Genomic DNA, 24,719 nt, shown 5'->3' on the forward strand with positions numbered 1-24,719 from the left:
AAAAACAAAAAGCCTAATACAATTCAAAATCATTACTAAGAACAAAAAGATGACATCATTTTTTTTAACCGCGGGTATGAAAAATACCTGCAGGAAATTGCTTTTTCCATTAGGATTACTGGCCATCTGTAATACTAATGCGATTGCAATAAATCATGTATCGCCCATATCGGGGTTACAACGCCATGCATTTGCCACGGTAAGTGGTACAGTTACCGACCAGAATAAACAACCATTGCCAGGTGTAAGCGTGTTTGAGAAAAAAACAAAAAAAACAACCGTTACTGATAGTAATGGTAAATACGTTATTACTGTTGATGAAGGTGCTATTCTGGTATTTTCTTATATCGGTTACGATAATCAGGAGGTTGTGGTTAACGGTAAGCAGAGTATAAATATTGTTTTAAAAGAAAGCAGCAATACGCTAAATGAGGTTGTGGCCATCGGTTACCAGAAAATAAGAAAATCTGACGTAACAGGAGCCATCAGCAGTGTTAAGGCCAGCGAAATAAATTTAACCTCGCCAACGGTTGGCCAGGCATTGGTTGGTAAAGTTGCCGGTGTGCAGGTATCACAAACCAGTGGTGCACCATATTCGGGCACCAAAATCAGGGTTAGGGGTATCGGTTCTATCAACGCGAGCTCTGATCCATTATACGTAATTGATGGTTATCCGGCAGGGAACAACGTATCCATCAATCCAGAGGATATCGAAACCATCGACATTTTAAAAGATGCCGCATCTGCAGCCATTTATGGTTCAAGGGCATCAGGTGGGGTGGTGTTAATTACCACCAAAAGAGGTGCCGATGGAAAAGGAAAATTTGAATACGATGTTCAGGGAGGTATTTCTCAACTGGCCAAAAAGGTGAAATTGTTAGATGCCAACCAGTTTATACAGTTGTTGATTGATGGACGCAACAATGCCTACAAAGATTTATGGGTAAACTCCGGAAAAACCTGGAACGATGCCATGTTCAGCGATAATAATGCTACGCGTATTGCCAATGTAGGTAACGGGAGCAGTGTAAGCATCCCTGCCGATCTTTATAATTTTAGTACACAACAAGCCATTCCGGCTACCTATAATACCGACTGGCAGGATGAACTTTACCGCAACGCTGCTTTTCAGCGTCATAACCTTTCATTTTCTGGTGGTACCAAAGATGTAAAATACTTTTTAAGCGGTGGTTACCAGAACAACGATGGTATTGTAACCAATACCAACCAAAAGGTAACCAACTTTAGGGGTAATATTGATGGTAACATCAGCGAGCGTTTGCATGTTGGTGCCAACATTTCTTATAACCAGAATGATAACCGCGAGGTGAGGGAAGGCCGTTATGATTTAAGTCCGATGATGTCGGCATTAATCTACCTGCCTTATTTACCTGCGAGGGATGCAAATGGAAACCCGATCCAGTTTGGAATGGGAGCTTTAGCTTCTCAATATGGTATTCAGAACCCTGAAAATCCTTTAGCTACGGTTGAGCAGTTAAAAATTACCAGAAAAGGCGCCAGAAGTACTTATAACGCCAATGCTACTTATAAAATATTGGAAGGCTTAAATTTTAAAGCCAATCTTGGTACACAAACCTATAACGAAAAATACGATTTTTATTTACCTACCAGCCTAAGCAGTGGTAATTTTGGTCCTTACTCGCCGGATGCAATAAAGGCTGCAAATGCCATTGCCCAAACACTTAGCCAGGTAGATCAGCTAGGAGAGTTTACCTTAAACTACAATAAAACTTTCGGTAAACATAAATTAGATGTTTTGGCGGGTTACTCTGCTCAGAAAACAACGAGTGATTTGATCAGAATTTCTGCCAGTGGTTTCCAAAACGACAAAATTGGTGAAATTACCGATAAAGGTGCTGATGCAGGTTTTTTAACATTGATTACCGATGGATCGAATAAAACAGCGAAAGCAACGAACACCTTACTTTCGTACTTTGGCCGTTTCAGCTATAGCTATGCAGGCAAGTATTTCTTAACAGGATCTTTCCGTCGCGATGGTTCATCAAGATTTGGTCCTTTAAACAAATATGGTAATTTCCCTTCCGTAGCTGCGGGCTGGAATCTTTCGGAAGAAGATTTTTATAAAGGTTTTCTTGGCGATCAGTCAACCATTAAGTTAAGGGCAAGCTGGGGTTTAAGTGGAAACAACAACATTCCGAATTACCGAACACAGCAGGAAATGAGCGCTCCTGGCGGTGTGGTTTTTGGAAATGCAATTTCAACAGCGATCTGGCCAAATGCCCTACAAGATCCAAAACTGGGATGGGAATCTACCTCACAGTATAACTTCGGTACCGATATTGGCTTATTTAAGAGCCGATTAAACATCATTGCCAATTACTACCTAAGTTATTCATACAACCTGTTATTCAACCAACCTATTTCTGCCATATCCGGAACGTCATCCATCTTAACCAATTTAGCTGATAGTAAAATCAGAAACAAAGGCTTTGATATCCAGTTGGATGGACGCATTATTCAAAAACAGGATTTTACATTGGGTTTAAGTGGAAATATTGCGGTTAACCGTAATAAGGTATTAAACATGGGAGGTGCAAGTACGATTTTAACCAATGGTGCAGAGCGCTCGTATTTAACACACATTACACAAGAAGGTCAGCCGGTAGGGATGTTCTACGGCTTTAAGGTACTGGGCAGGATTACAGCCGACAATTTAGGTAAAGTTGCCCGATCGGCATCATCTACAAACCCTGCGAAAATCGGCGATCTTTATTTTCAGGATACCAATGGCGATGGCATTGTTAACGATGCAGATAAAACTGTAATCGGTACACCATATCCTAAATTTACTTATGGTTTCTCTTTAAATACATCATATAAAACTTTTGATTTAAGGGCATCTTTTAACGGATCGTACGGTAACCAGGTTTTGGATGGGCAGGATTATTACCTGTACAACTTCGAAGGGTCGGGTAACCAATACGTAGATGTTGCAGATCGTTACCGCAATGAAGCCAATCCTGGCAGCGGTTTAAATTACCGTGCGTCGCGTGCAGGTACACAAAGTAACAGTACCCGTTTATCATCATTCTATATCCAGGATGGATCGTATTTCAGGTGTACAAACATCACTTTAGGCTATAGTTTCCCTAAAACGATGGTAAACGCACTTAAAGTGAGCAATATCCGCGTTTATGCAAGTGTTGACAATGCTTTTACCATTACCGATTACAAAGGCTATAACCCGGAGGTTGATTACAGCGGAGGCTCTAACCTAACGCCGGGCGTAGATTATGGAAACTATCCATTGGCAAGAACCTATAACCTGGGTGTTAAACTTACTTTTTAGAATTAAGGAAATGAAAAACAATATTTATAAAATTTTGGCCCTTGGTGCGGTTTTAACACTGGGTGCATGTAAAAAAGATTTTTTGGCACAAACTAACCCGAACGCGGTTATTGTTGATGATTATTTTAAAACAGAAAACGATGTGTTACTGGCGGTGAACGGTGCTTACCAATCGTTAAGGAGCAGCAATACCCTGGGCGAAAACAGCGGTCTGTTTACCGATGAGCGTTCGGACGATACCGGAAGAAACGATAACCAGAGTAATGCAGGTGAACCCTTCCAGTTTAACGATTTCTCTTTATTGCCAAGTAATTCGTACTTAAAAGCACACTGGCTGGCACTTTATAATGCCATTACCCGTAGTAATGTTATTTTATCGAACATTGATAAGGTAAGTTTTGCAAACGCTGCAACTAAAGCCAACTACGCTGCGGAGGCCAAATTTATCAGGGCAATTATGTATTTCGAGCTGGTTAGAAAATGGGGACCTGTGCCTTTGGTTACCAAACAGCTGGTTACTGCCGACGAAGTTACCGCGTTAACTTTTCGTGTACCGGAGGCTGATGTATACAACCAGATCGTGGCAGATTTAAAAGATGGTTTAAGCAGTACCTTGCCAAACTTTCAAACAGAATCTGGCATTGGTCGGGTATCTAAAGCAGCTTTAAATGCGTATTTGGGTAAAGTTTATTTAACCATGGCGGCAACATTACCCAATAATAAAGCCGAAAATTTAACGAATGCCAATACGTATTTACTTGCGGCGTATAACATGCGTACGTTTGGAAATTTATCAGAAATTCCATATACCGATGTATTTAACGTAGATAAAAAAACAACTTGTAAAGAGTTGCTTTTTCAGATTGTGTACAAGCAAGGTGATATTAATTACAGCTCGAGCATTGCTGCCAACAACCAGGCGAAAGGAGAAACCATCAACTCTCAAAAAGCCCCTTCGGGTGTTGGAGGTAACCTTACATTAGATTTGGTTAATGAATATGAAACTGCAGATTTAAGAAAGGATTTTTCAATCAAATATGCGAATGATCCAACTGTTAAAGATTGGTTTATCACTAAATTTCGCGATGCAAGTGATAAAGCAACTAATGCCGGTTATGGAGGTAATGATTGTATTTTAATGCGTTACGCCGATGTAATTTTAATGCTGGCCGAAGTTAACATGCTACAAGGGAACGATGCTGTGGCCATCCAGTACCTGGATATGGTTAGGGCAAGGGCCGGAATGCCGCTTTATGCTGTAGCGAAAGCTGATCCAACTTATGCTGCCAAATTCCCGACTCTAAAATTGGCTATTTTGCACGAGCGCCGGTCTGAATTTGCTTTTGAGCACCAAAGGTGGTTCGATCTGATCAGGAACTTTACCGCGGCCGAACTGGTTACTTATTTAAAAGCCAAACCGCAATCATCTTTCGGTATTGCAAAACTGGCCAATGTAACCACTAAAGACAGGTATTATCCAATTCCTTTTGATGAAGTAAAACTGGATCCTGTTAAAATGTACCAGAATCCGGGTTATTAATATTATCCAAGGAAGTCAAGTTTTTAAAACTTGACTTCCTTTTTATAAAGCAGTTTTCAGTTGGCAGTTTGCAATTAACAATTTAACAATCCTTCAATTTAACAATCCGGTAAACATTTTACCTTTACAATTAACCAATTTAAACAGTTAATCGATTAACCAGCCAGACAGTTTTCAGTTGGGAGTTTGCAATTAACAATTTAACAATCCTTCAATTTAGCAATCCAATAAACATTTTGCATTAACAATTAACCAATTTAAACAGTTAACCGATTAATCAGCCAGACAGTTTTAAGTTGGCAGTTTGCAATTAACAATTTAACAATCCGGTAAACATTTCGCCTTTACAATTAACCAATTTAAACAGTTAACCAATTAACCAGCCAAGACTAAATAATATTCCTCGTAATTTTACCTTTGATGATGTAAAGCGACTGGATATTCTTTTTACTGATTACTGTATCGCCCTTAAAATTGGGGTTTGATGAACGGAGGATGAGTTTAGTGTTATCACGGTGCTGAAAAATGAGTTTTATGGTACGTAAATTGTTACTGTCTTCATCCGTCATCACCACATAGGCTTCGCCCCACTGCAGGATTTCTAAATTTGTAATTTCTTTAACAGCAATAATTTCGCCGGCAGCGTATTTAGGATACATGCTATCGCCATAAACGGGTAAATAAGCGGTGCAATCGTTAAAAGGAAGGTAATTTACCAGGTATTCGGCACGCTCTTCTTCCACTATAAAATCTTTAATATCCGATAAACTCATATCGAAATACGGAACTCCCTCTTTGGGATTGCCCCCACCTGGATTTTTTTTGAAAAACGGTTTGCCGCTTCCATTTTCAAGCCATTCTTTGTTTACGTCAAATTTAAGTTCGAGTTTATCCTTGATGGCATTGGATACATGGATTCTTTCCCGTAAAATATCCGATAAAGAGCCCTGTTTGATATTCAACGCTGCCGCAAAATCTTTTTGGGTTTTAAATCCCAATAAATCCATTAGTGTTTTTAAGCGTCGATTTTCATTCATAATATAATGTTGATAAGTTATATGAATTTTATATAGTTTAACTTAATTCATTTTGCTAAATTCGTTAGCTAATATAATCAATTAAAATTATAAACTTTATGGAAGGTACCTATCATTTTAAAAAAGAAACCGTGGGTTTCATTAACGCCATAGAAAGTTTTTTTGCTATGGGTAGCATCAGTAGCAGTTTACAGTTTTTAAAAAACTGGTTAAACCCGCCGCAGAACGAATGCGATTTTTCGCCGCAAAAACACCCGGCGCAGCTGGTACGTTTTTACGAAAAACTATTGCCCCTTTTCGAATATGCCGACCTTATTTTTAACCACAGCGAAGCCGATACAGCATTTGTAAAAGCAATTACAACAGATGAAAGTAGTTTAGAACGGGAATCGGTACTGTTGGATTATTGTCCGAAGTTGTTGAGCAAAGGCGAAATGCAAAACCCCAAACTCATCTTTCTGGATATGTTTTTGTTCTTCCAATCGCCGAGCTACAAAGCCAGTTATAACGAATGGCTATTGGCCGGATTGGAAAATACACTTGATCAGGAATGGGATGGGGATATTTATCCGCTTTATGGCAATACCAAAAAAATGCTGGAAGCCTGCTGGCTCATCCACGAAAGGATCATCACTAAAAACAGTTTCAAAAGTATCGATCGGTACTACCACCTGGCCGTATTCGAAAGTACTTCGCCTTTAGCTTTTGATAAGGTGCTGTTCGAAAACCCTTTTGCAGTGATCGAATCGTTTTTTGCACTCGATAACCTTGCCGGTCATAAAACTTACCTTAAAAACTGGTATAAAATAGCATTATCTAAAACGAGTTATGTAAACAATAGCTCCGATTATTTTTTCCTGTACAACCAGTTTACCCAGCTATTAAATGCCGGCTATTTAATTGCCGCCAAAAAACTGGTTTACCAACCAGCTATTGATGAAACAGATGATATGGCCAATGCTGCATTTCAGGATCAACTGTGCGAGGTAAATACCTTATCGCCGGTACATGTTAAAAATCCATACCTGTTTATCGAAACCTTTTTTGTCCCCGAAAATATCAGGCAACTGCGTACAGGTCTTTCAGAGTGGTTATATGCTGCCTTTAGCACCAGAAATAGTATTAAACTGATGGATAAGGAATACTTGTTTGAGCAGTACGAAAATATGCTGATGATTATAGAGGCATTTTTTCTAATTATTAATGATCCATCATTGGCTAAGGAAGAAGAAGAAAACTGGATTTACCTGGAATAATTTGCAAAACAGATTTTACTGCCCGTCACCCATAAACTCGCTTGGCGTTTTACCAAAATGTTTTTTAAATTCTGAGCTAAAGTATTTCCGGTCGCTAAATCCTACTGCATAGGCAATTTCAGTAATATTTCCAGTGCCCTGTTTCAGAAGCTGTGCAGCCCTTTTTATCCTTAGCGACTTGATAAAATCGTTTACCGAAAGATCTGTCAGTGCCCTTATTTTTTTATAAAGCACCGGCTGACTCATGCCTATTTCTGTCGCCAGGGTAGGTACGTCAAAATCAGGATCGGCAATACGTTCTTCAATTACCTGGATAATTTTGTTAAGAAAATTTTGCTCGGTGGTATTGATTACCAGGTTTTTCGGTTCGAGGGTAATTACCTGTGCAAACTTTTGTTTAATGGTTTCGCGGGCGGTTAACAGGTTTTGAATATTCAGTTCGAGTAATTTCAGGCTAAAGGGCTTCATGACGTAGGCATCGGCACCATTCTCAAAACCATTGATCTGGTGTACATAGGCCGAACGGGCAGTTAGCAATACCACGGGAATGTGGCTGGTACTTTGATCGGTTTTTAATTTGCGGCATAGTTCCAAGCCATCCATTACGGGCATCATCACATCGCTGATGACCAGATCGGGAATTAATTCTAAAGCATAAGCCAAACCTGTTGCGCCGTTTTCACGCTCGTAGATGGTATATTTTTGGTGTAGTGCATTTTTGATAAAGGTCCTCACTTCCTCATTATCCTCTACCAGTAAAATGGTCTTTTTATCTGCATCGGCAACCGGTAATGCTATTGTAATATCGTTGAGGTATGGTGTACTGTGAATATTATAACTGGCCGGATCATCATCATAAACATTATCGTTTATAAAATTTTCGGTATTAAAGTGATCTTTACCCGTTTTTAAACTTACCGTAAAGCAGGTTTTGCCGAAAGTTTGATCAGTTTTTGGTGTACTGCTGAAAGAGATTTCGCCATGGTGCAGCTCAACAATGCTTTTCGAAAATGATAAACCCAAACCGGTTCCAATGGTTGAAGTGGCATTGACCTGATAAAAATTGGTAAACAGACTGGCCTGATTTTCTAAGGCAATCCCTTTTCCGTTATCGCAGATGCGGATGTTGATATGCTGATTCTCCCTAAAGATTTTTAAGCTGATTTTTCCATTTACAAGGGTAAACTTAAAGGCATTGGATAACAGGTTGAACAATACTTTTTCCATTTGTACCTTATCGAAATAAAGTAATATTTCAGGTTCATCGCTATCGAAGGTATAATCGATATTTTTGGAAATCGCCATGTTCTGGAAAGCCAGAAAGATTTCCCTGCAAAATTTAACCACATCGCCCTGGCTTACATGTAAAGTCATTTTTCCGCTTTCCGCTTTTCTGAAATCAAGCAGTTCAGTAACAAGGTTCATCAGGCGGTCGGCATTGTTTTTTATTGGTTGCAGCTCGCGGTTCAGGGCAGGATCGTCTTTTGCATTTTCGATCAGCTTATCCAGTGGGCCAACAATAAGTGTTAAAGGTGTACGGATTTCGTGCGAAATATTGGTGAAAAACTCGAGTTTATGTTCGTTAATTTCCTTCTCTTTTTTAAGTACTGCCCTGATCAATAAATAGCGCACAAATACAACGGCTATGGCTGCCAAAGCACCAAAGTAGATCAGGTATGCCCACCAGCTTCTGTAAAACGGTGGTTTAATGATGATGCTGATCTTACGGATATTGGCGCCCGAAATGCCGTCGTTATTAAGCCCCTTAACCATAAACGTATAACTGCCAGGGGGCAGGTTGGTATAAGAAGCCGTTGGGATACTTACCTCATTCCAGTTTTTTTCGAAGCCATGCATTTTATAGGCATAACGGTTTTTTTCGGGTTTGATAAAATTCAGTAAAGCGAAACTTAAACTAAAAGTATTCTGGTTGCTCGCAAATACCAGCTTATCTTTTAAACCGATGTTCTGATCGAGCAAATCATCTTCATCATTAATTTTTATAGCTTGATTATCTACTTTTAAACCGGTTATCACCAACTGTGCCGCTTTGGTATTGGTTTGGATACGATCAGGATAAAAACTGATGAAGCCATTGTAACCGCCAAAAAACATTTCCCCGTTGCTGCTTTTAAAAAAGGCATTCGCATTAAATTCATTTCCCGGCAAACCATCGGTTACCGTATAATTTTTAAAGGTTTTATTTTTCGGGTTAAACATGGATAAGCCATTGGCAGTACTAATCCACAGGTTATCCTTATCATCTTCTAAAACGCCCAGTACGTTATCGTTCGGCAAACCATTTTTTACCGTGTAACTGATTATTTTATTTGTTTTCTGATCATAGCGGATAAGCCCCTGGTAATTGGTGCAGATGTAAATTTCCTTGTTCCGGGTTTCGGTAAGGCCATTTACATAATATTCTAAAACCTTTTTTGTTTTGGGGTCTTTTAAAGTATAAAACTCTTTTTTATCGATGTTGTAGATGCAAAGTCCATTGGTGGTGCCGAAATAAACGCGATCGGTTACCAGCATGCTTTTAACCTTTCCGGCTTCAGGGAAACCTATCGGCAGATCGAAATTGTAAAATTTTGTTTTTCCGGGGTTTGAAATTTTAATGCCATTGCGCTGGGTGGCTGCATATAACCTGCCATACCGGTCTTCAGCCACTGCAGTAACTTCGTCGGGTACATCTTCCTGTTTTGCACTAAAATCGAAGCTGCCGAAGGTGCCTTTTTTGCCATCGTAAAAATTAAGTCCGCCCGAGTGTGTACCGATCCAGAGTTTACCCTTTTTATCCAGTATAATTTTTTTGATCAGGTTGGATTTAATGGAGTTGCTGCGACCATCGTTTTTAAAAACTGTGAATTTATCGGTCAACCGGTTAAAATAGTTTAGTCCGCCACCTTCGGTACCTATCCACAGGTTTTTGTATTCGTCTTCCGCAAAGGTACTTATCGCATTATTGCTTACGCTGGAAGCATTTTTGTTGGTGCTGTAGATGTTAAATGCGGTTGTGTAAGGATAATTGATATTTACCCCGCCAAAATAAGTACCGCCCCAGATTGAACCGTTTTGATCTTTGTATAAACGGTGGACGGAATTCTGGCTTAAACTTTTTTTATCGCTGGGATCGTATTGCAGGTTGGTAAAGGTAAAATGTTGGGTATCCATTACGCTGATTCCATCTAAAGTACCGATCCACAACTTACCGGCATCATCCAACACCATTGTTCTGATGGTATTGTTAACCAGAGAATTTTTCTGTGCCGAATGGTTAAAAATTTTAAAAGTTTTGCCCGAAGGGATAAAAAGGTTCAGGCCGTTATCCTGTGTACTCACCCATAGTTTATGTTGCCAGTCTTCAATAATCCCGGTGACGTAATTCTCACTGATATTTCCCGGTTTCCCCTCATTTTTAAATATTTCGGTTTGATAAGCACCATTTTTAAAGGTCATTTTTAACAAACCGTTTGAGGTGCCCACCCACATGTTACCTTCGTGATCCTGTTTTATAGCCCTTACATTGTGGTAGGCCTCGTTTGCCGATCGGTCGTTAAAAAATACTTTGATTCTGGAAGTATCTCCCTTAACCAAAAGATTCAGTCCGTTTAAGGTGCCGATCCAGATATTGCCTTGTTTATCTTCAGTAATGCAGTTGATTACATTGCTGCTGATGCTATTCTTCTTTGCAAAAATGCGTTCGAAATTATCGTTTTTTTCATTATACAGATTTAATCCGATGCCTGTACCCACCCATAGGTTTTTGTGCGAATCGGAAAAAAGACTGATTACATAATTGGCCGAAATGGATTGTGGATCTGCTGCTGAGGATTGGTAAACTTTAATGTTGTAACCATCGTAACGGTTTAAGCCGTAACGGGTGCCAAACCACATAAAACCATTTTTATCCTGTGTAATGGCGAGTACGGATGTTTGCGATAAACCCTTCTCTACACCCAGATGATCGAATTGTATAGGCTGTTGACTTTTGGCCGGTAAGAGGTATCCCAAAAACAGGCTTGCACAGAGCAAATATTTTAGGGATCGAATAAACATGGGATAATTGGTTATGGTTGTTTTGGCTGCTTAAAAGTATGGTTTAAAAGCATTTTTGCCAAATATTTAGAAAATTCACCCTAAATATTTAGAAAATTCACCCCTTCAAAAAAAGCTTATGCTATAAGTTTGTTCTTAGATGGCGCTGTAAAAAAGCAAGGCCGATCAACTAACAACCAATAACCAAAAAACCAACAACTATGAGTAAACTCTACATCCCGTGGAGAATGGATATGAAGCAGCATATCTTTCTTTTTCCTAAACTCTTATTATTACTCACCATTTTAATCCTTAGCCACGTTAATGTTTTTGCACAAAGTAAAACCATTATCGGTGTAGTTACCGACGAAAGTAAACAAACGGTACCCGGTGTATCGGTTACGGTAAAAGGGACCAAAACCACCACACAAACCGATGCCGACGGAAGGTTTAAAATACAGGCACTGGCTACCGATCAGCTGGTATTTAATTATGTGGGTTATGCCTCTCAATCAGTTACGGTTGGCACCCGAACCACAATAAATGTTTCCTTAAAATCTTCTATAACCGGCCTGAGCGATGTAGTGGTAGTGGGATATGGCACTACTAAAAGGGCCGATCTTACCGGGGCTGTTGGTTCGGTAAATATGAAAGACCTGGAACAGGCGCCGGTTAAATCGTTCGATCAGGCTTTGGCAGGGCGTGTGGCAGGTGTACAGGTATCAACCAATGATGGGCAACCTGGAGCAACAGCCAATATCGTAATACGTGGTGCGGGATCCATCTCGCAGGATAACTCGCCACTTTATGTAATCGATGGTTTCCCTTCGGAAGATGCCAATGCCAATTCGATCAACCCATCTGATATCGAAAGCATCGATGTACTAAAAGATGCATCGGCTACTGCCATTTATGGTGCACGCGGATCCAACGGTGTGGTATTGATTACGACTAAAAGAGGAAAAGCCGGAAAACCGCAGTTGAGTTATAATGCCTATTATGGAACGCAGAAAGCGCCCGATAAAATCCCGGTGATGAATGCTTTTGAATTTGTAAAATATGTTAAAGAACTCAATTCTGTTTTTGCCGATTCGGTTTATCTCAAAAATGGGGTAACCATAAACGATTATCAAAATGTGCAAAGCCTGGATATGCAGGATTACATTTTCCAGAACGGACAGAACCAGAACCATGATATTGCCCTGAGGGGAGGAAATGATAAAACCACTTATTCCATTTCAGGTAATTTTAACGACCAAAAAGGGATTGTGAAGTTTAGTGGATTTAAACGTTACCAGGGCCGCTTTGTACTCGATCAGAATGTTACTGATAAATTAAAGGCTGGAATTAATGTAAACTATGCCTACAGCGAAACTTTTGGTACACCAATTTCCGCAACCAATTTTTATGCTTCTTCGGTACTGCTGTATTCGGTATGGGGTTATCGTCCGACTGCGGCGCTTTCGGGCAGGGATCAGGGAACCAATCTGATCGATTCCTTTTACGATCCAACAAACGAACTGGCTAACAACCAGGATTATCGCGTAAATCCGCTGATCAGTTTAGAAAATCAGAAAACAGTTTATAAAGCCACCACAATGGTAGCCAACGGTTATGCAGAGTACGCTTTTACACCCAAATTAAAGTTAAGAGTAGCAGCGGGCATTACCAATGCCAATACCGAAACCAATATTTTTAATAATTCCTTAACCCAATCAGGCAGTAAATGGAATTCATCTGGCCCGAACGGAACTTATGCCACAAGTCCGGCTTTTAACTGGTTAAATGATAATACCTTAACCTATAAAAATACTTTTAACAAAAATCATAATTTAACTGTTTTGGTCGGCTATTCTGCACAACGGAGTAAAAGTTCGTACCGCTCGATATATGCTTCGCAGATTACCAACGAAAGTTTGGGGATTGATGCATTAGACCTGGTACCAGCTGCAAACACCGTTGTCAATTCTCGCAGTTCGGTTTGGACGCTGCAATCTTTCCTGGGCAGGCTGAATTATGATTTTAAAGGGAAATACCTGTTAACTGCCAGCTTCAGGGCAGATGGATCGTCGAAATTTGCACCGGGCAAACGCTGGGGTTATTTTCCCTCTGCATCTGCAGGATGGAGGTTTAGCCAGGAAAGCTTCCTGAAAGATGCCACCTGGTTATCCGATGGTAAAATACGTGTTGGTTATGGCGAATCGGGAAATAACAGGGTGGGCGATTTTGCCTATCTGCCACAGTTAAACCTGGGCAACACCCAATACTGGTATTCGTTTAACGGCAAACCCGTAGCCATCGGATCAGTAATTACGGCTGCAGGCAACTACGATTTACAATGGGAAACCAATACGCAAACCAATATCGGTTTAGACCTGAGTTTTTTTAAAAACCGCTTGGGTTTAACGGCTGATATTTATAAAAGGGTAACCAATGATTTATTGCTGAATGCCCAGTTGCCTTATGCAAGTGGCGTACAAAGTGGTACCGGATTTAAAAACATAGGAAGTTTAGAAAACCGTGGACTGGAAATTACCTTGAACAGTACCAATATCCAGACTAAAAATTTCCGCTGGACGAGTAATTTCAACATCAGTTTTAACAAAAACAAGATTTTAGAATTAACCGAAGGACAAAATTCACTTTTAGCCGGCTCGGGAACATTTTTTAATACCACTTACACCAGTTTATCTCCTTATATCTCGGTAAAAGGCCGTTCGGTGGGCGAAATGTATGGATTAATTTTCGACGGGGTTTATCAATATGCTGATTTCGATAGAATGCCGAACGGATCGTACCTGCTTAAACCAAATATTACAACAAATGGCTCAACAAGGGCATCAATCCAGCCTGGCGATATTAAATATAAAGATTTAAACGGCGATTTAGTAGTAAGTAATAACGATTATACCATTATTGGCCGTGGTTTGCCTATCCATACGGGTGGTTTTAGCAATAATTTCAGCTATAAAAACTGGGATCTGGGTGTTTTCCTGCAATGGTCGTACGGCAATAACATCATCAATGCCAACCGTTATGTTTTTGAAGGTGGTATTGTAACCAACCCGAACCTGAACCAGTATGCCTCTTTCGAAAACCGCTGGACACCAGGCAACCAGAACAACGATCTTTTTAGGGCAGGCGGAATGGCTGCGGCAAATTATTCATCGCGTGTGGTTGAAGACGGATCCTACCTGAGGTTAAAAACCGTTCAATTGGGATATAATTTTTCTAATAAAATCCTTAAAAGCATCGGCCTGTCGAAACTGCGTTTAAATGCATCAGCTCAAAATCTGTTAACCATTACCGGTTATTCGGGGCTGGATCCCGAGGCTTCATCAAGGCCGAGCAACCTTACACCAGGTTTTGATTACGGAACCTATCCACAGTCATTTACGGTAACCTTTGGTTTAAACGCAACATTCTAATCACCATTAAAAGATAAGACAATGAAAAATAAATATATCCTTGCTTTTTTATTTGTGATGGGTTTATCATCATGCAAGAAATTTTTAGATACCGAACCAACCGATTTTTATAGCTCGGCAAATTATTATGAAACGGCCGACCAGTTGCAGGTAGCACTAAATGGTATTTACAGCAACATGATGTATGAAAGGATGTACGGGCAGGTGTTAAACTTTAATTTTGTAAGTGCCACCGACGAAATGTTACCGAACAGACCGGTAAATGGCGAGGCCCGTGGATTGTATTATTCGTACGATGCCGGTCACGCTTACGTTGCCGATGTTTGGCGCTGGCCTTATCTGGGGATCAACAATGCCAATGTGCTGATCGATAATATCAACAAGCCCACAATGGATGAAAAACAACGTGGTTACATCAAAGGGCAGGCTTTATTTTTAAGGGCCTATAATTATTTTATCCTCACCACCAATTTTGGAGAAGTTCCGCTTATTCTGCACAGTCCGGGCATTGCCGAAACCAATATCCCTGCCTCTTCTCAGGCTGCGGTATACGCACAGATCGTGGCGGATTTAAAAGAAGCCGAAACATTGTTGCAGGGCAGAACAGCAGCTAGTTTAGGTTATAATGATCAGGTTACCATTACTGCTGTACAGGCCATGCTGGCACGCGTTTACCTGTATTGGGCCGGTTATCCTACCAACGATGCCACTAAATATGCAGATGTGATTACCTATGCCGATAAAGTAATCAATTCGGGGCTCCATGATTTAAATCCTGATTATAAACAGGTTTTTATCAATTTATGTCAGGATAAGTATGATGTTAAAGAAGATATTTTAGAGTGGGGATCGGCCGGTGCAGCTGCAGGTGTAACCAATAAAACGGGTAACGATATCGGGAATTTTGTCGGTATTCAGTCGGCCATACTTACCGTAAACGGAGCTTTCGATCCTGCATCTTATGCTGCGGTTGGCTGGGTACAAACCACTAAAAAGTTGTTCGATAGTTACGAAGTGGAGCCAAGTAGTACATTGGTAAATAAGGCATCTCTGGACACGCGTAGAGACTGGAACTGTGCCGATTTCATCTGGACAGTAAATACCACAACTGCCACGAGGGTTAAAACCGACAAACCTAATCCCTGGCAAATGATGTGCGGAAAATTCCGACGCGAGTATGCTCCCGAAACTTCAAGAAATCTCGGTACCTATAACATTAACTGGCCTGTAATCCGCTATTCGGATGTATTGCTAATGAAAGCCGAAGCCGAAAACCAGGTAAACGGACCAACTGCGGCTGCTTACGATGCCATTAACCTGGTAAGGAAAAGAGGTTATGGTACCCTATACGGCAATATTGTTAAAAACATCACCGTGGTAAATGGCGGTTCAGGCTATAGTGCAGCCAACCCACCTGCGGTTACCATTAGCGGAGGCGGTGGCTCCGGTGCAACAGGTGTTGCCATTGTTTCTACTGCTGGTGTAGTTACCGGCGTGAAATTAACCAGCCGCGGAAATTTAACCACTGGAGGTCCGTATTTTACCAATGCGCCAACGGTAAGCATTGCTGCGCCAGCATCGGGTGTAACGGCTACAGCAACTGCAAGCATTACCAATGGGAACGAATATCTGCTCACGCCAGGATTAAACAAAGCTGACTTCCAGTTGGCCATTAGAGACGAACGCATGCGGGAGCTGTGCTTTGAGGCCTACCGCAAGGCTGATCTCATTCGTTGGGGCAACTTTGTTGGCGATATGCAGGCTTTTGCCAATTATGCAGTGGCAAACGGTGTTTCGGCGACAACAGGAAATGCCATCGGTTATTCGGGTATTACCGGAATTACGCAAAGACATGTGTTTTTACCCAAGCCAACTTATGAGTTAAACTTAAACAAGGCCCTGGTTCAAAATCCCGGATATTAATTCACTATAACAGAAATAAAGATGAAATATCTATTCAATATATGTTTGCTTGCAGGTTTATGTTTTACGGCCTGCAAAAAAGACCTCACTACCGATGCCCCAACCGCGGGCATCAACCTGAATAATGCCCGTTCTACCATTGGCGATACACTGGTATTTAAACTAGGCGATACCTGTAAGTTTTCGCTTGATGGTTATGCAGATAACATTGTTTTTTGGGCAGGTACCGTAGGTAATAAATACGAATTCCGCAACAGGGCGATGGCATTAGGAGTTCCAACCTTATCATTTACCAGTACAGCGCAGTTTGGTACACAAACCAATACTTTACAGGTGCTGGCAACCAATAAACTGCCGGCAAGGGATTCGGTTACTGTGGTAAATGCCGCCTGGACAAACATCACCGCCCGTACACCTTTGGCTACCAGCGCCACTGTGGTAAATACCGGTAATGTTAATTTATCCGATCTGGTAAACGGTGTAAATGATTCACTTTTTATTGCATTTAAATACACGGGTATAACCGGATCTACACAAAGAACCTGGACCATTACCAATTACACGGTAAATAATGTTTTAGCTGATTACAGCTATAATTTGGGTTCATTGGTAAACGATAATGCTTACTGGACGCGATATGGCAATGTTTGGAATCCTGCAACCGCAAGATGGGTGCCTACAACAACGGCACTAACCATTATTGGTGGTACAGCAACTGCTCCTAACAATACCAGCTGGATTGTGAGCAAAGCACTTTATGTAGGGCGTGTGTCTCCGGATATCTCTACCGCAACCGTAAAAAATATTACCGCATCGGCAACTACTGCTTACGCCTATAAATACGGGGCCGTAGGTAAGTACAAAGCAACATTTGTTTCTTATAATGTTAATCCCAATGAGAATAAATCAACCATTAAGGAATTTAACATCAAAGTGATCCAGTAAGCAAAGCCAATAAAAAATGATGAAATTAAAAATACGGTTACTCCTGTTTTTCTTATGTTTTACCACACTTTTTGCTGTAGCCCAGCAAGAGCCAAGTGCGGTAATTATGGAACGCATTACCCAGGATCTGCAGCTGGGGGTAAACGATGGTGTACTGACCAAAAGGATAAATAAAGACTTATTATCCTTAAATGCCGATGGAAGTTGGGCCGACATTAATTATGCCGATGCACAGTACGATCCGTTAAAGCGTATTAAAGATATGGCTATGGCTTATATACGTCCAACAAACAAACTTTATAATAAGGCTGAAATCCATGCCTTTATTGTAAAATCATTACAAAACTGGCTGGATAAAAACCCGAAGAATAAAAACTGGTGGTATAACGATATTTTTTATCCGCAGGCCATCGGGCAGATTTTAATCTTAATGCGGAATGCCAAAACACAACTTCCTGCCGAACTGGAAAAAGCATTGATCACCAGGATGATCCGGAAATTGAAAACCGGAGATGGTGCCAATACTTCTGATGAAGCGCTACATTTTCTGTACCGTGGGTGCCTGACTAAAAATAAAGCTACTTTGGATTCTGCGGCGAAATACCTTTACGAACCCATTTCTATTGCTGATGGAAAAGAAGGCGTTCAGGTAGATTGCAGTTACTACCAGCACGGTAAACAGCAGGCCATTGCCAGTTATGGAAAGGTATTTGCAGGTAATTCGGTTAATGCTGCTTTTTATTTACGTGGAACGGAATATGCTTTACCCAAAGATCAGCTGGCTATTTTGGTCAACTATCTTAAAAACACCTTTCTGAAAACCATAAGGGGATCGTTTTACGATTTCAACGTGCGTGGACGTGGCATTAGCCGCAAAGATTCGTTAAGCAGCGGTATGGGAGGAATGGTAAACAAGATCAAACTTTTTGATCCCGAAAATGCGGCTTATTGGGACGCGTCCATTAAACGTACTTCCGGAGCGCAGGCACCCGATTATAAAATTGAACCCTCGCACACCCAGTTTTGGAAAAGTGGCTATACCCTGCACCTTCGTCCCGGTTATACTTTTAGTGTGCAAACCGCATCAACCAGAACGCTCCGCACCGAACGTGGAAACAACGAAAACGTTTTGGGGAAATTTCTCCCCGACGGAGCAACAAATATCCAGCGCAGCGGATCAGAATATGCCAACCTGATGCCGGTTTGGGAGTGGGATAAAATCCCCGGTACCACCAGCAGGGATTATCCGGATGATAAAGGCGCAACCATACTGAAAGAATGGGGCATCCCCGGAACCACCAAATTTGTAGGTGGGCTTAGTGATGGCATTTACGGTGTATCATGTTACGATTTAAACTATGACAGTGTTCAGGCCAAAAAAGCATGGTTCTTTTTTGATAAAGAGGTGGTTTGTTTGGGAGCCGGAATTAATAGCAGCGCGAAGGAAAATGTCACCACAACAGTCAATCAGTCCTGGTTGCGTGGAGAAGTATTCTCTTCAAAAGGAAATGGTGAAAAGTGGGCTATCCACGATAGTATCGGATATATTTTTCCTCAAGGTGGAAATATGGATATCAGCGATAAGCCCCAATCCGGTAGCTGGCACCGCATTAACTATTTCCAAAGCAATGCCGAACTTAAGCACAATGTATTTAAAATCTGGTTAAACCATGGTATAAATCCTCAGAATGCAACGTATCAATATATTGTCGTGCCGGGGATCGATGTGGCCGGAATAAAAAAATATAACCGGTCGCTTATTCAGGTATTAAAAAACACAACAGAACTGCAGGCCGTAAAACATACAGGTTTGAATATGCTGCAGGCTGTTTTTTATAAAGCCGGGAGTTTAACCGCTGATGGGTTATCGCTCACTGTAGATCAGCCTTGTGCCGTGTACATCAAAAACCTGAACGGTAAAAATCCTGTGCTTTACATTGCCGATCCGGCGCAGGAAAATGTCAGCATTAATGTATCGTTAAAGTTGCCCGGCCTTTCTAAAACCCAAAATATCAACTGCAATCTGCCAACCGGGCCACAGGCCGGGGCTACAACAAATTTTAATATTAAAGAATAATACAGATACTAAAATAAAGATGAAAAAGACCAATTTAATTGCCGCATTACTCATGCTAACAGGGTTAAATACTTTTGCCCAAACCGAGAAGAAGCCAATGGCCCAACTGATCAACGATGAATTTAAATTTGCAGCCGATCAGTATAAAGTACTTGCCAAAAATATTCCGGCAGGTAAAACCCCGCAGACATTTGAAAACGGTAAACCTGTAAATTATGATATCAAATGGTGGTGCAGTGGTTTTTATTCGGGTAGTTTATGGTATATCTACGAGCAAACCAAAGATGCCAGTATAAAACAAGAGGCAGAGGCAGCTTTAAAAGTGATAGAACCTAACCAAACCTATACCGGGAATCACGATCTTGGTTTTATGATGTATTGCAGTTTCGGAAATGCCTATCGTTTAACCGGCAAACCCGAATATAAAGCGGTGATCCAGCGTTCTTCCGAATCATTGGCAACCCGCTACCGCCCGGTTGTAAAATCAATCCAATCGTGGAACAAGAGTAAATATTGGGAATGCCCGGTAATTATTGATAACATGATGAACCTCGAAATGTTAAACTGGACCAGCGATAACGGCGGTGATAAAAAGTTTAAGGAAATTTCGGTAATCCACGCCAATACTGCTTTAAAAAACCATTTTCGCCCCGATTTTAGCTCTTTCCATGTGGTAGATTACAATCCGCAAACCGGCGAAGTGATTAAAAAAGCAACCTGGCAGGGTGCTGCAAACTGTTCGGCATGGGCACGTGGACAGGGCTGGGCTTTGTACGGTTATACCATGATGTACCGTTTTACAAAAGATGAAACCTATTTAAAACAGGCCATAGGCATTGCCCATTTTATTTTAAACCATCCAAATTTACCTGCCGATAAAATTCCTTTCTGGGATTTTGATGCACAGGGTATTCCATTTGCTAAACGCGATGCTTCTGCCGGTGCATTAATGGCTTCAGCATTATTAGAACTGGCTCAATATACTACCGGTAATGAGAAAACCGAATTTAAATCTGCCGCCGAAACCATGATCTACTCCCTTTCCAGCAGTGCATACCATGCCAAACTGGGCGAAAACGGAGGTTATTTATTAATGCACAGCACGGGCGCTTATCCATTAAACAGCGAAATAGATGTACCTTTAATTTATGCCGATTATTATTATCTTGAGGCCCTGGCCCGTTATAAAAAATGGTATTTGTAGGGGAAGATAAATGCATATTGTCAAAAAGCAAATTAAAATTATCGTTTTTAATGTGAAAATGAAGGTTCAGTAATTCTTAGGGCGCGGCAGCCCCGTTTTTCGCTTTATCCCGATAGAAAAATCGGGATGCCCGCTACTACCGGGTTTATTAAACATGGGTTCGTTGCTTAGACACCCAACCAATAATATTAAGTTATACCGTGCCACCTAGACCCGATTGAAGTGAACACGAACCCGATTTAAGCATTGATTTTAGTTGTTTTATTTTGTGCTTGCTTGTTTCACAGGTTTCATCGGGTGAAGTAAAACGGAAAGCGGGAAGAAGCCTGAATAGTAATTCAGAAACCTGCTCTCCAAACATGAAAAAAAACTGATTTTTACAATTAACCGCAGATATTTAAAGAAAATGAAATACAAACTTATTTTTTCTGCATTACTGATCTGTTCACAGCTCACTCACGCACAAAAGAAAGCCAGTACCGGCGCCGAAGACCGTGCTTTTTGGGTTAAAACCCTAAACCGTATCGCTTATCCGGTAATCCATAACCTGGCCAACGAAACGTTGAAGAAAAACATGCCGGTAGAAAAAGCTCCGGGGTATGGCCTAAACGTAAATAAAGTAACTTATCTCGAAGCATTGGGACGCACTATTGCCGGTGTAGCGCCATGGCTGGCATTGCCTGATGACGATACTGCCGAGGGCAAACTCAGGAAAAACATGCGTACCGAACTTTTAAAGGCTTTGGCCAATTCGGTAAATCCCGAAAGCCCCGATTATATCAGTTACCGTTCAGAAAGTCAACCCATTGTTGATGCCGCTTATGTTGCCCATGCTTTTCTACGTGCACCAAAAGCATTGTGGGAACCGCTTGATGAGGTGACAAAAAAGAGGTTTGTTGAAGAGTTTAAATCCCTGCGTACACGCAGTGGCGCTTATAATAACTGGCTGTTATTTTCTGGCCTCACCGAAGGCTTTTTATTGAGCATTGGCGAGCAGTATGATCCTGCCCGTGTACAGTTTTCGATCAATAAAATGAAAGAATGGTACGTTGGCGATAGCTGGTACAGCGATGGCGAAAAATTCAGCATGGATTATTACAATTCTTATGTCATCCACCCCATGTTGGTTGATTTGTTGAAAGTATTGGTTGACAAGAAAAAAGCACAAAAGGCCGATTACGACCTGGCATTGAAAAGAATGGTCCGCTATTCCGAATACCTGGAAAGGATTATTTCTCCGGAAGGTACTTATCCGGCTTATGGACGTTCGATTACTTATCGCACAGCGGCATTTCAGGCCCTGGCACAAACGGCTTTAATGGAAAAACTACCCGAATATGTTAAACCGGCACAGGTACGCGGAGCATTAAGCAAAGTAATGCACAATTTGTATGATGGCAAGCAGAACTTTGATGATCAGGGGTGGCTGGTGCTGGGTTTTAACGGCCATCAGCCGGAAGTGGCTGATACTTATACCTCAACTGGGAGCTTGTACATGGCAACACTTGGTTTTTTAACCTTGGGATTACCTGCCGATAATAAATTCTGGACAGATCCTCCCGCGCCGTGGACTAGTTTAAAAGCCTGGAGTGGAGAAAGCATAAAAAAGGATTATAAAGTTGAGTATTAATACCAATAATAAATATCGTATAAATATATTTGCGGATAGGATCCGGAATATGAGTTGGATCCTATCCCAAAACTCAATTTTTTAACCAATGAATAAATTCGAAAGCCGTTACGCTCAAAGCCCTAAGGAAGTTAAACAAATGGATACCGCTGCTTTGCGGGAAAATTTCCTGATTGAAAACGTATTTGAGGCAAACCAGGTAAACTTAACCTTATCCCATTTTGACCGATACATTGTTGGCGGCGCCATGCCTGTTGATCAGAAAATCGCATTGCCAAATCCGGATGATTTAAAAGCGACCTACTTTTTAGAACGCAGGGAACTGGGTATCATCAATGTTGGTGGAAAGGCAATTGTAACGGCCGACGGCGAAAAGTACGAACTGGATTATAAAGAAGCGTTATACATTGGTAAAGGCACAAAAGAAGTGTTTTTCGAATCGGCAACCCCGGGCGAAGCCGCTAAGTTATACATCAATTCTGCACCTGCACACCATACTTATCCAAACAAAAAAGTAAGCAAGGCAGAAGCCGAAATTGTAGAACTGGGTACTCCTGAAACCGCGAACCACAGGGTCATCAATAAATTATTGGTAAACAGTGTGCTGCCTACCTGCCAGTTGCAGATGGGTATGACCGAACTAAAATCGGGCAGTGTTTGGAATACCATGCCGGCACATACGCACGACAGGAGGATGGAAGCTTATTTTTATTTCGAAGTTCCGGCAGGACAAAGTGTTTGCCATTTCATGGGGCAGCCTCAAGAAACCCGTCACATCTGGATGCAGAACGATCAGGGGGTAATTTCGCCAAACTGGTCTATCCACTCTGGTGCCGGTACCAGCAATTACACTTTTATTTGGGGTATGGCTGGCGAAAACCTCGATTATGGCGATATGGATCACTGCGCCATTACCGAACTGAAATAATAATTCCTTACCGTCATCTCGACTAGAGCAGAGCGGAATGGAGAGATCTAAAAACAGAACTTTAAACATTTATGTCGAACATATTTAATTTAGCAGGTAAAACTGCATTGGTTACCGGTTGTAAAAGAGGTATTGGTAAGGCCATGGCTTTGGCTTTAGCCGAAGCAGGAGCCGATATTATCGGTGTTTCTGCCAGTTTAGAACTGGAGGGAAGCAGTGTAGAAAAAGAAGTAACCGCATTGGGCAGAAAATTTTATGCCTACCAGTGCGATTTTGGTAAACGCGAAAACACCCTGGCTTTTGCAGCTCAGATAAAAGCCGATCATCCGGTTATCGATATTCTGGTAAACAATGCCGGAACCATTTTACGAAAACCAATTGCCGAACACCCTGATGAATATTGGGACGAAGTAATTGCCGTAAACCAAACTGCACCCTTTATTTTAACAAGAGAGGTTGGTAGGGATATGGTAGCCCGTGGCAGCGGAAAAGTAATTTTTACTGCATCCTTATTGTCGTTCCAGGGCGGTATTACCGTGCCGGGTTATGCAGCAAGTAAAGGCGCAATTGCCTCTTTAACCAAAGCTTTTGCTAACGAATGGGCATCAAAAGGGGTAAATGTAAATGCCATTGCACCGGGTTATATCGCAACGGATAATACCACTGCTTTACGCGAAGATCAGGATAGAAGTACCTCAATTTTATCACGTATCCCTGCCGGAAGATGGGGAACCCCCGAAGATTTTAAAGGACCAACTTTATTTTTGGCCTCAGCAGCGAGTGATTACGTACACGGAACAATTTTAACCGTTGATGGCGGTTGGATGGGACGTTAGTTTAGTCCTTAGTCTCCAGTCTTTAGTCCTGAGTCTAAGTTCAGGATATGCCAAACCTCGCAGACTTTTAAACCTGCGAGGTTTTTTATGCGCTGTACATGCAGCTAACGCTCGTTTCTAACAAGTTGGATAATTTATCGTTTACAAACGATAGAATCGTTTAGCTGTTTATGCGCTCGTTTGGAGCGCAAGCATTTTCTATTTTAAAACCAGCTAAAATATATGTAGCGATAAAATTGCTTTTTTTCATACATCCTTGTTACAAACGAGGACGATGATAGCCATACTTAATAAAGGTTATAAATCTCCTTAATGTCCTTCAAAATCTTTTCGAAATCAATTTTAAGGTCAATTAATTTTCCTGTATGGATATCGAAAACCCAGCCATGTACCGTAATTCCGCGGTTGGTAATCGCTTCCTGCACTGCTGCGGTTTTTAAATTTCAGGATATGCCAAACCTCGCAGATTTTTAAACCTGCGAGGTTTTTTTGCGCTGTACATGCAGCTGGGGCTGACTAAAAAGGGTATAAAAAAATACAGCCGTT

General features: G+C 41.2%; 14 protein-coding genes. 11 read left to right on the top strand and 3 right to left on the bottom strand.

Annotated features, from left to right (window positions below; genetic code table 11):
- Positions 1–76 precede the first annotated feature (76 nt).
- Together DRW42_RS19205 and DRW42_RS19210 are read left to right on the top strand one after the other, a co-directional pair.
- Complete coding sequence (locus DRW42_RS19205) at positions 77–3,331, top strand: SusC/RagA family TonB-linked outer membrane protein (RefSeq protein WP_244215319.1); 3,255 nt, start codon at positions 77–79, stop codon at positions 3,329–3,331.
- Positions 3,332–3,341: 10 nt separating this feature from the next.
- Entirely contained in the window at positions 3,342–4,871 is a 1,530-nt protein-coding gene (locus DRW42_RS19210) for a RagB/SusD family nutrient uptake outer membrane protein (RefSeq protein ID WP_113950451.1), read from the top strand.
- A gap of 389 nt (positions 4,872–5,260) precedes the next feature.
- Here DRW42_RS19210 and DRW42_RS19215 read toward each other — a convergent pair whose 3' ends face one another.
- The gene (locus DRW42_RS19215; RefSeq protein WP_113950452.1) at positions 5,261–5,908 is read right to left on the bottom strand and encodes a LexA family transcriptional regulator; all 648 of its coding nucleotides are present in this window, start codon (positions 5,906–5,908) and stop codon (positions 5,261–5,263) included.
- Between the two features lie 98 nt (positions 5,909–6,006).
- Between DRW42_RS19215 and DRW42_RS19220 the strand changes: the two genes are divergently transcribed.
- Positions 6,007–7,164, top strand: coding sequence for a hypothetical protein (locus tag DRW42_RS19220; protein WP_113950453.1), 1,158 nt, complete (start codon positions 6,007–6,009; stop codon positions 7,162–7,164).
- Positions 7,165–7,179: 15 nt separating this feature from the next.
- On the opposite strand, the gene DRW42_RS19225 is transcribed toward DRW42_RS19220, so the two are convergent.
- Positions 7,180–11,223, bottom strand: coding sequence for a hybrid sensor histidine kinase/response regulator (locus tag DRW42_RS19225; RefSeq protein ID WP_113950454.1), 4,044 nt, complete (start codon positions 11,221–11,223; stop codon positions 7,180–7,182).
- A gap of 200 nt (positions 11,224–11,423) precedes the next feature.
- Between DRW42_RS19225 and DRW42_RS19230 the strand changes: the two genes are divergently transcribed.
- From DRW42_RS19230 to DRW42_RS19265, 8 genes are all read left to right on the top strand, one after another.
- Positions 11,424–14,630: a SusC/RagA family TonB-linked outer membrane protein gene (locus DRW42_RS19230; RefSeq protein ID WP_244215320.1), complete on the top strand. Its 3,207-nt coding sequence runs from the start codon at positions 11,424–11,426 to the stop codon at positions 14,628–14,630.
- Between the two features lie 21 nt (positions 14,631–14,651).
- Positions 14,652–16,553: a RagB/SusD family nutrient uptake outer membrane protein gene (locus DRW42_RS19235; protein WP_113950455.1), complete on the top strand. Its 1,902-nt coding sequence runs from the start codon at positions 14,652–14,654 to the stop codon at positions 16,551–16,553.
- A 21-nt stretch (positions 16,554–16,574) separates the two neighbouring features.
- Entirely contained in the window at positions 16,575–17,498 is a 924-nt protein-coding gene (locus DRW42_RS19240; protein ID WP_113950456.1) for a DUF5017 domain-containing protein, read from the top strand.
- Between the two features lie 16 nt (positions 17,499–17,514).
- Entirely contained in the window at positions 17,515–19,575 is a 2,061-nt protein-coding gene (locus tag DRW42_RS19245) for a polysaccharide lyase 8 family protein (protein ID WP_113950457.1), read from the top strand.
- Between the two features lie 19 nt (positions 19,576–19,594).
- The gene (locus DRW42_RS19250; RefSeq protein WP_208643594.1) at positions 19,595–20,779 is read left to right on the top strand and encodes a glycoside hydrolase family 88 protein; all 1,185 of its coding nucleotides are present in this window, start codon (positions 19,595–19,597) and stop codon (positions 20,777–20,779) included.
- A 406-nt stretch (positions 20,780–21,185) separates the two neighbouring features.
- Complete coding sequence (locus DRW42_RS19255) at positions 21,186–22,409, top strand: DUF2264 domain-containing protein (protein ID WP_113950459.1); 1,224 nt, start codon at positions 21,186–21,188, stop codon at positions 22,407–22,409.
- Between the two features lie 88 nt (positions 22,410–22,497).
- On the top strand, positions 22,498–23,337 hold the full coding sequence (kduI, locus tag DRW42_RS19260; protein ID WP_113950460.1) for a 5-dehydro-4-deoxy-D-glucuronate isomerase: 840 nt from the start codon (positions 22,498–22,500) through the stop codon (positions 23,335–23,337).
- A 71-nt stretch (positions 23,338–23,408) separates the two neighbouring features.
- Positions 23,409–24,173 carry an SDR family NAD(P)-dependent oxidoreductase gene (locus DRW42_RS19265; RefSeq protein WP_113950461.1) on the top strand — a complete coding sequence of 255 codons (765 nt, stop codon included), beginning with the start codon at positions 23,409–23,411 and terminating at the stop codon, positions 24,171–24,173.
- Between the two features lie 287 nt (positions 24,174–24,460).
- Here the strand turns inward: DRW42_RS19265 and DRW42_RS19270 are convergent, their stop codons facing one another.
- Positions 24,461–24,598 (bottom strand): hypothetical protein, encoded by a 138-nt coding sequence (locus DRW42_RS19270; protein WP_208643595.1) that lies wholly within the window; start codon positions 24,596–24,598, stop codon positions 24,461–24,463.
- Between the last annotated feature and the right edge of the window lie 121 nt (positions 24,599–24,719).

Source organism: Pedobacter miscanthi (assembly GCF_003315595.1).
Classification (GTDB): Bacteria; Bacteroidota; Bacteroidia; order Sphingobacteriales; family Sphingobacteriaceae; genus Pedobacter; species Pedobacter miscanthi.

Bases quoted from the DNA above. Each gene is read 5' to 3' on its own strand.
- DRW42_RS19255 (WP_113950459.1), top strand. From the start codon at position 21,186: ATGAAATACAAACTTATTTTTTCTGCATTACTGATCTGTTCACAGCTC.
- DRW42_RS19210 (WP_113950451.1), top strand. From the start codon at position 3,342: ATGAAAAACAATATTTATAAAATTTTGGCCCTTGGTGCGGTTTTAACA.
- kduI (WP_113950460.1), top strand. From the start codon at position 22,498: ATGAATAAATTCGAAAGCCGTTACGCTCAAAGCCCTAAGGAAGTTAAA.
- DRW42_RS19240 (WP_113950456.1), top strand. From the start codon at position 16,575: ATGAAATATCTATTCAATATATGTTTGCTTGCAGGTTTATGTTTTACG.
- DRW42_RS19225 (WP_113950454.1), bottom strand. From the start codon at position 11,223: ATGTTTATTCGATCCCTAAAATATTTGCTCTGTGCAAGCCTGTTTTTG.
- DRW42_RS19265 (WP_113950461.1), top strand. From the start codon at position 23,409: ATGTCGAACATATTTAATTTAGCAGGTAAAACTGCATTGGTTACCGGT.
- DRW42_RS19220 (WP_113950453.1), top strand. From the start codon at position 6,007: ATGGAAGGTACCTATCATTTTAAAAAAGAAACCGTGGGTTTCATTAAC.
- DRW42_RS19215 (WP_113950452.1), bottom strand. From the start codon at position 5,908: ATGAATGAAAATCGACGCTTAAAAACACTAATGGATTTATTGGGATTT.
- DRW42_RS19250 (WP_208643594.1), top strand. From the start codon at position 19,595: ATGAAAAAGACCAATTTAATTGCCGCATTACTCATGCTAACAGGGTTA.
- DRW42_RS19245 (WP_113950457.1), top strand. From the start codon at position 17,515: ATGATGAAATTAAAAATACGGTTACTCCTGTTTTTCTTATGTTTTACC.
- DRW42_RS19235 (WP_113950455.1), top strand. From the start codon at position 14,652: ATGAAAAATAAATATATCCTTGCTTTTTTATTTGTGATGGGTTTATCA.
- DRW42_RS19205 (WP_244215319.1), top strand. From the start codon at position 77: ATGAAAAATACCTGCAGGAAATTGCTTTTTCCATTAGGATTACTGGCC.
- DRW42_RS19230 (WP_244215320.1), top strand. From the start codon at position 11,424: ATGAGTAAACTCTACATCCCGTGGAGAATGGATATGAAGCAGCATATC.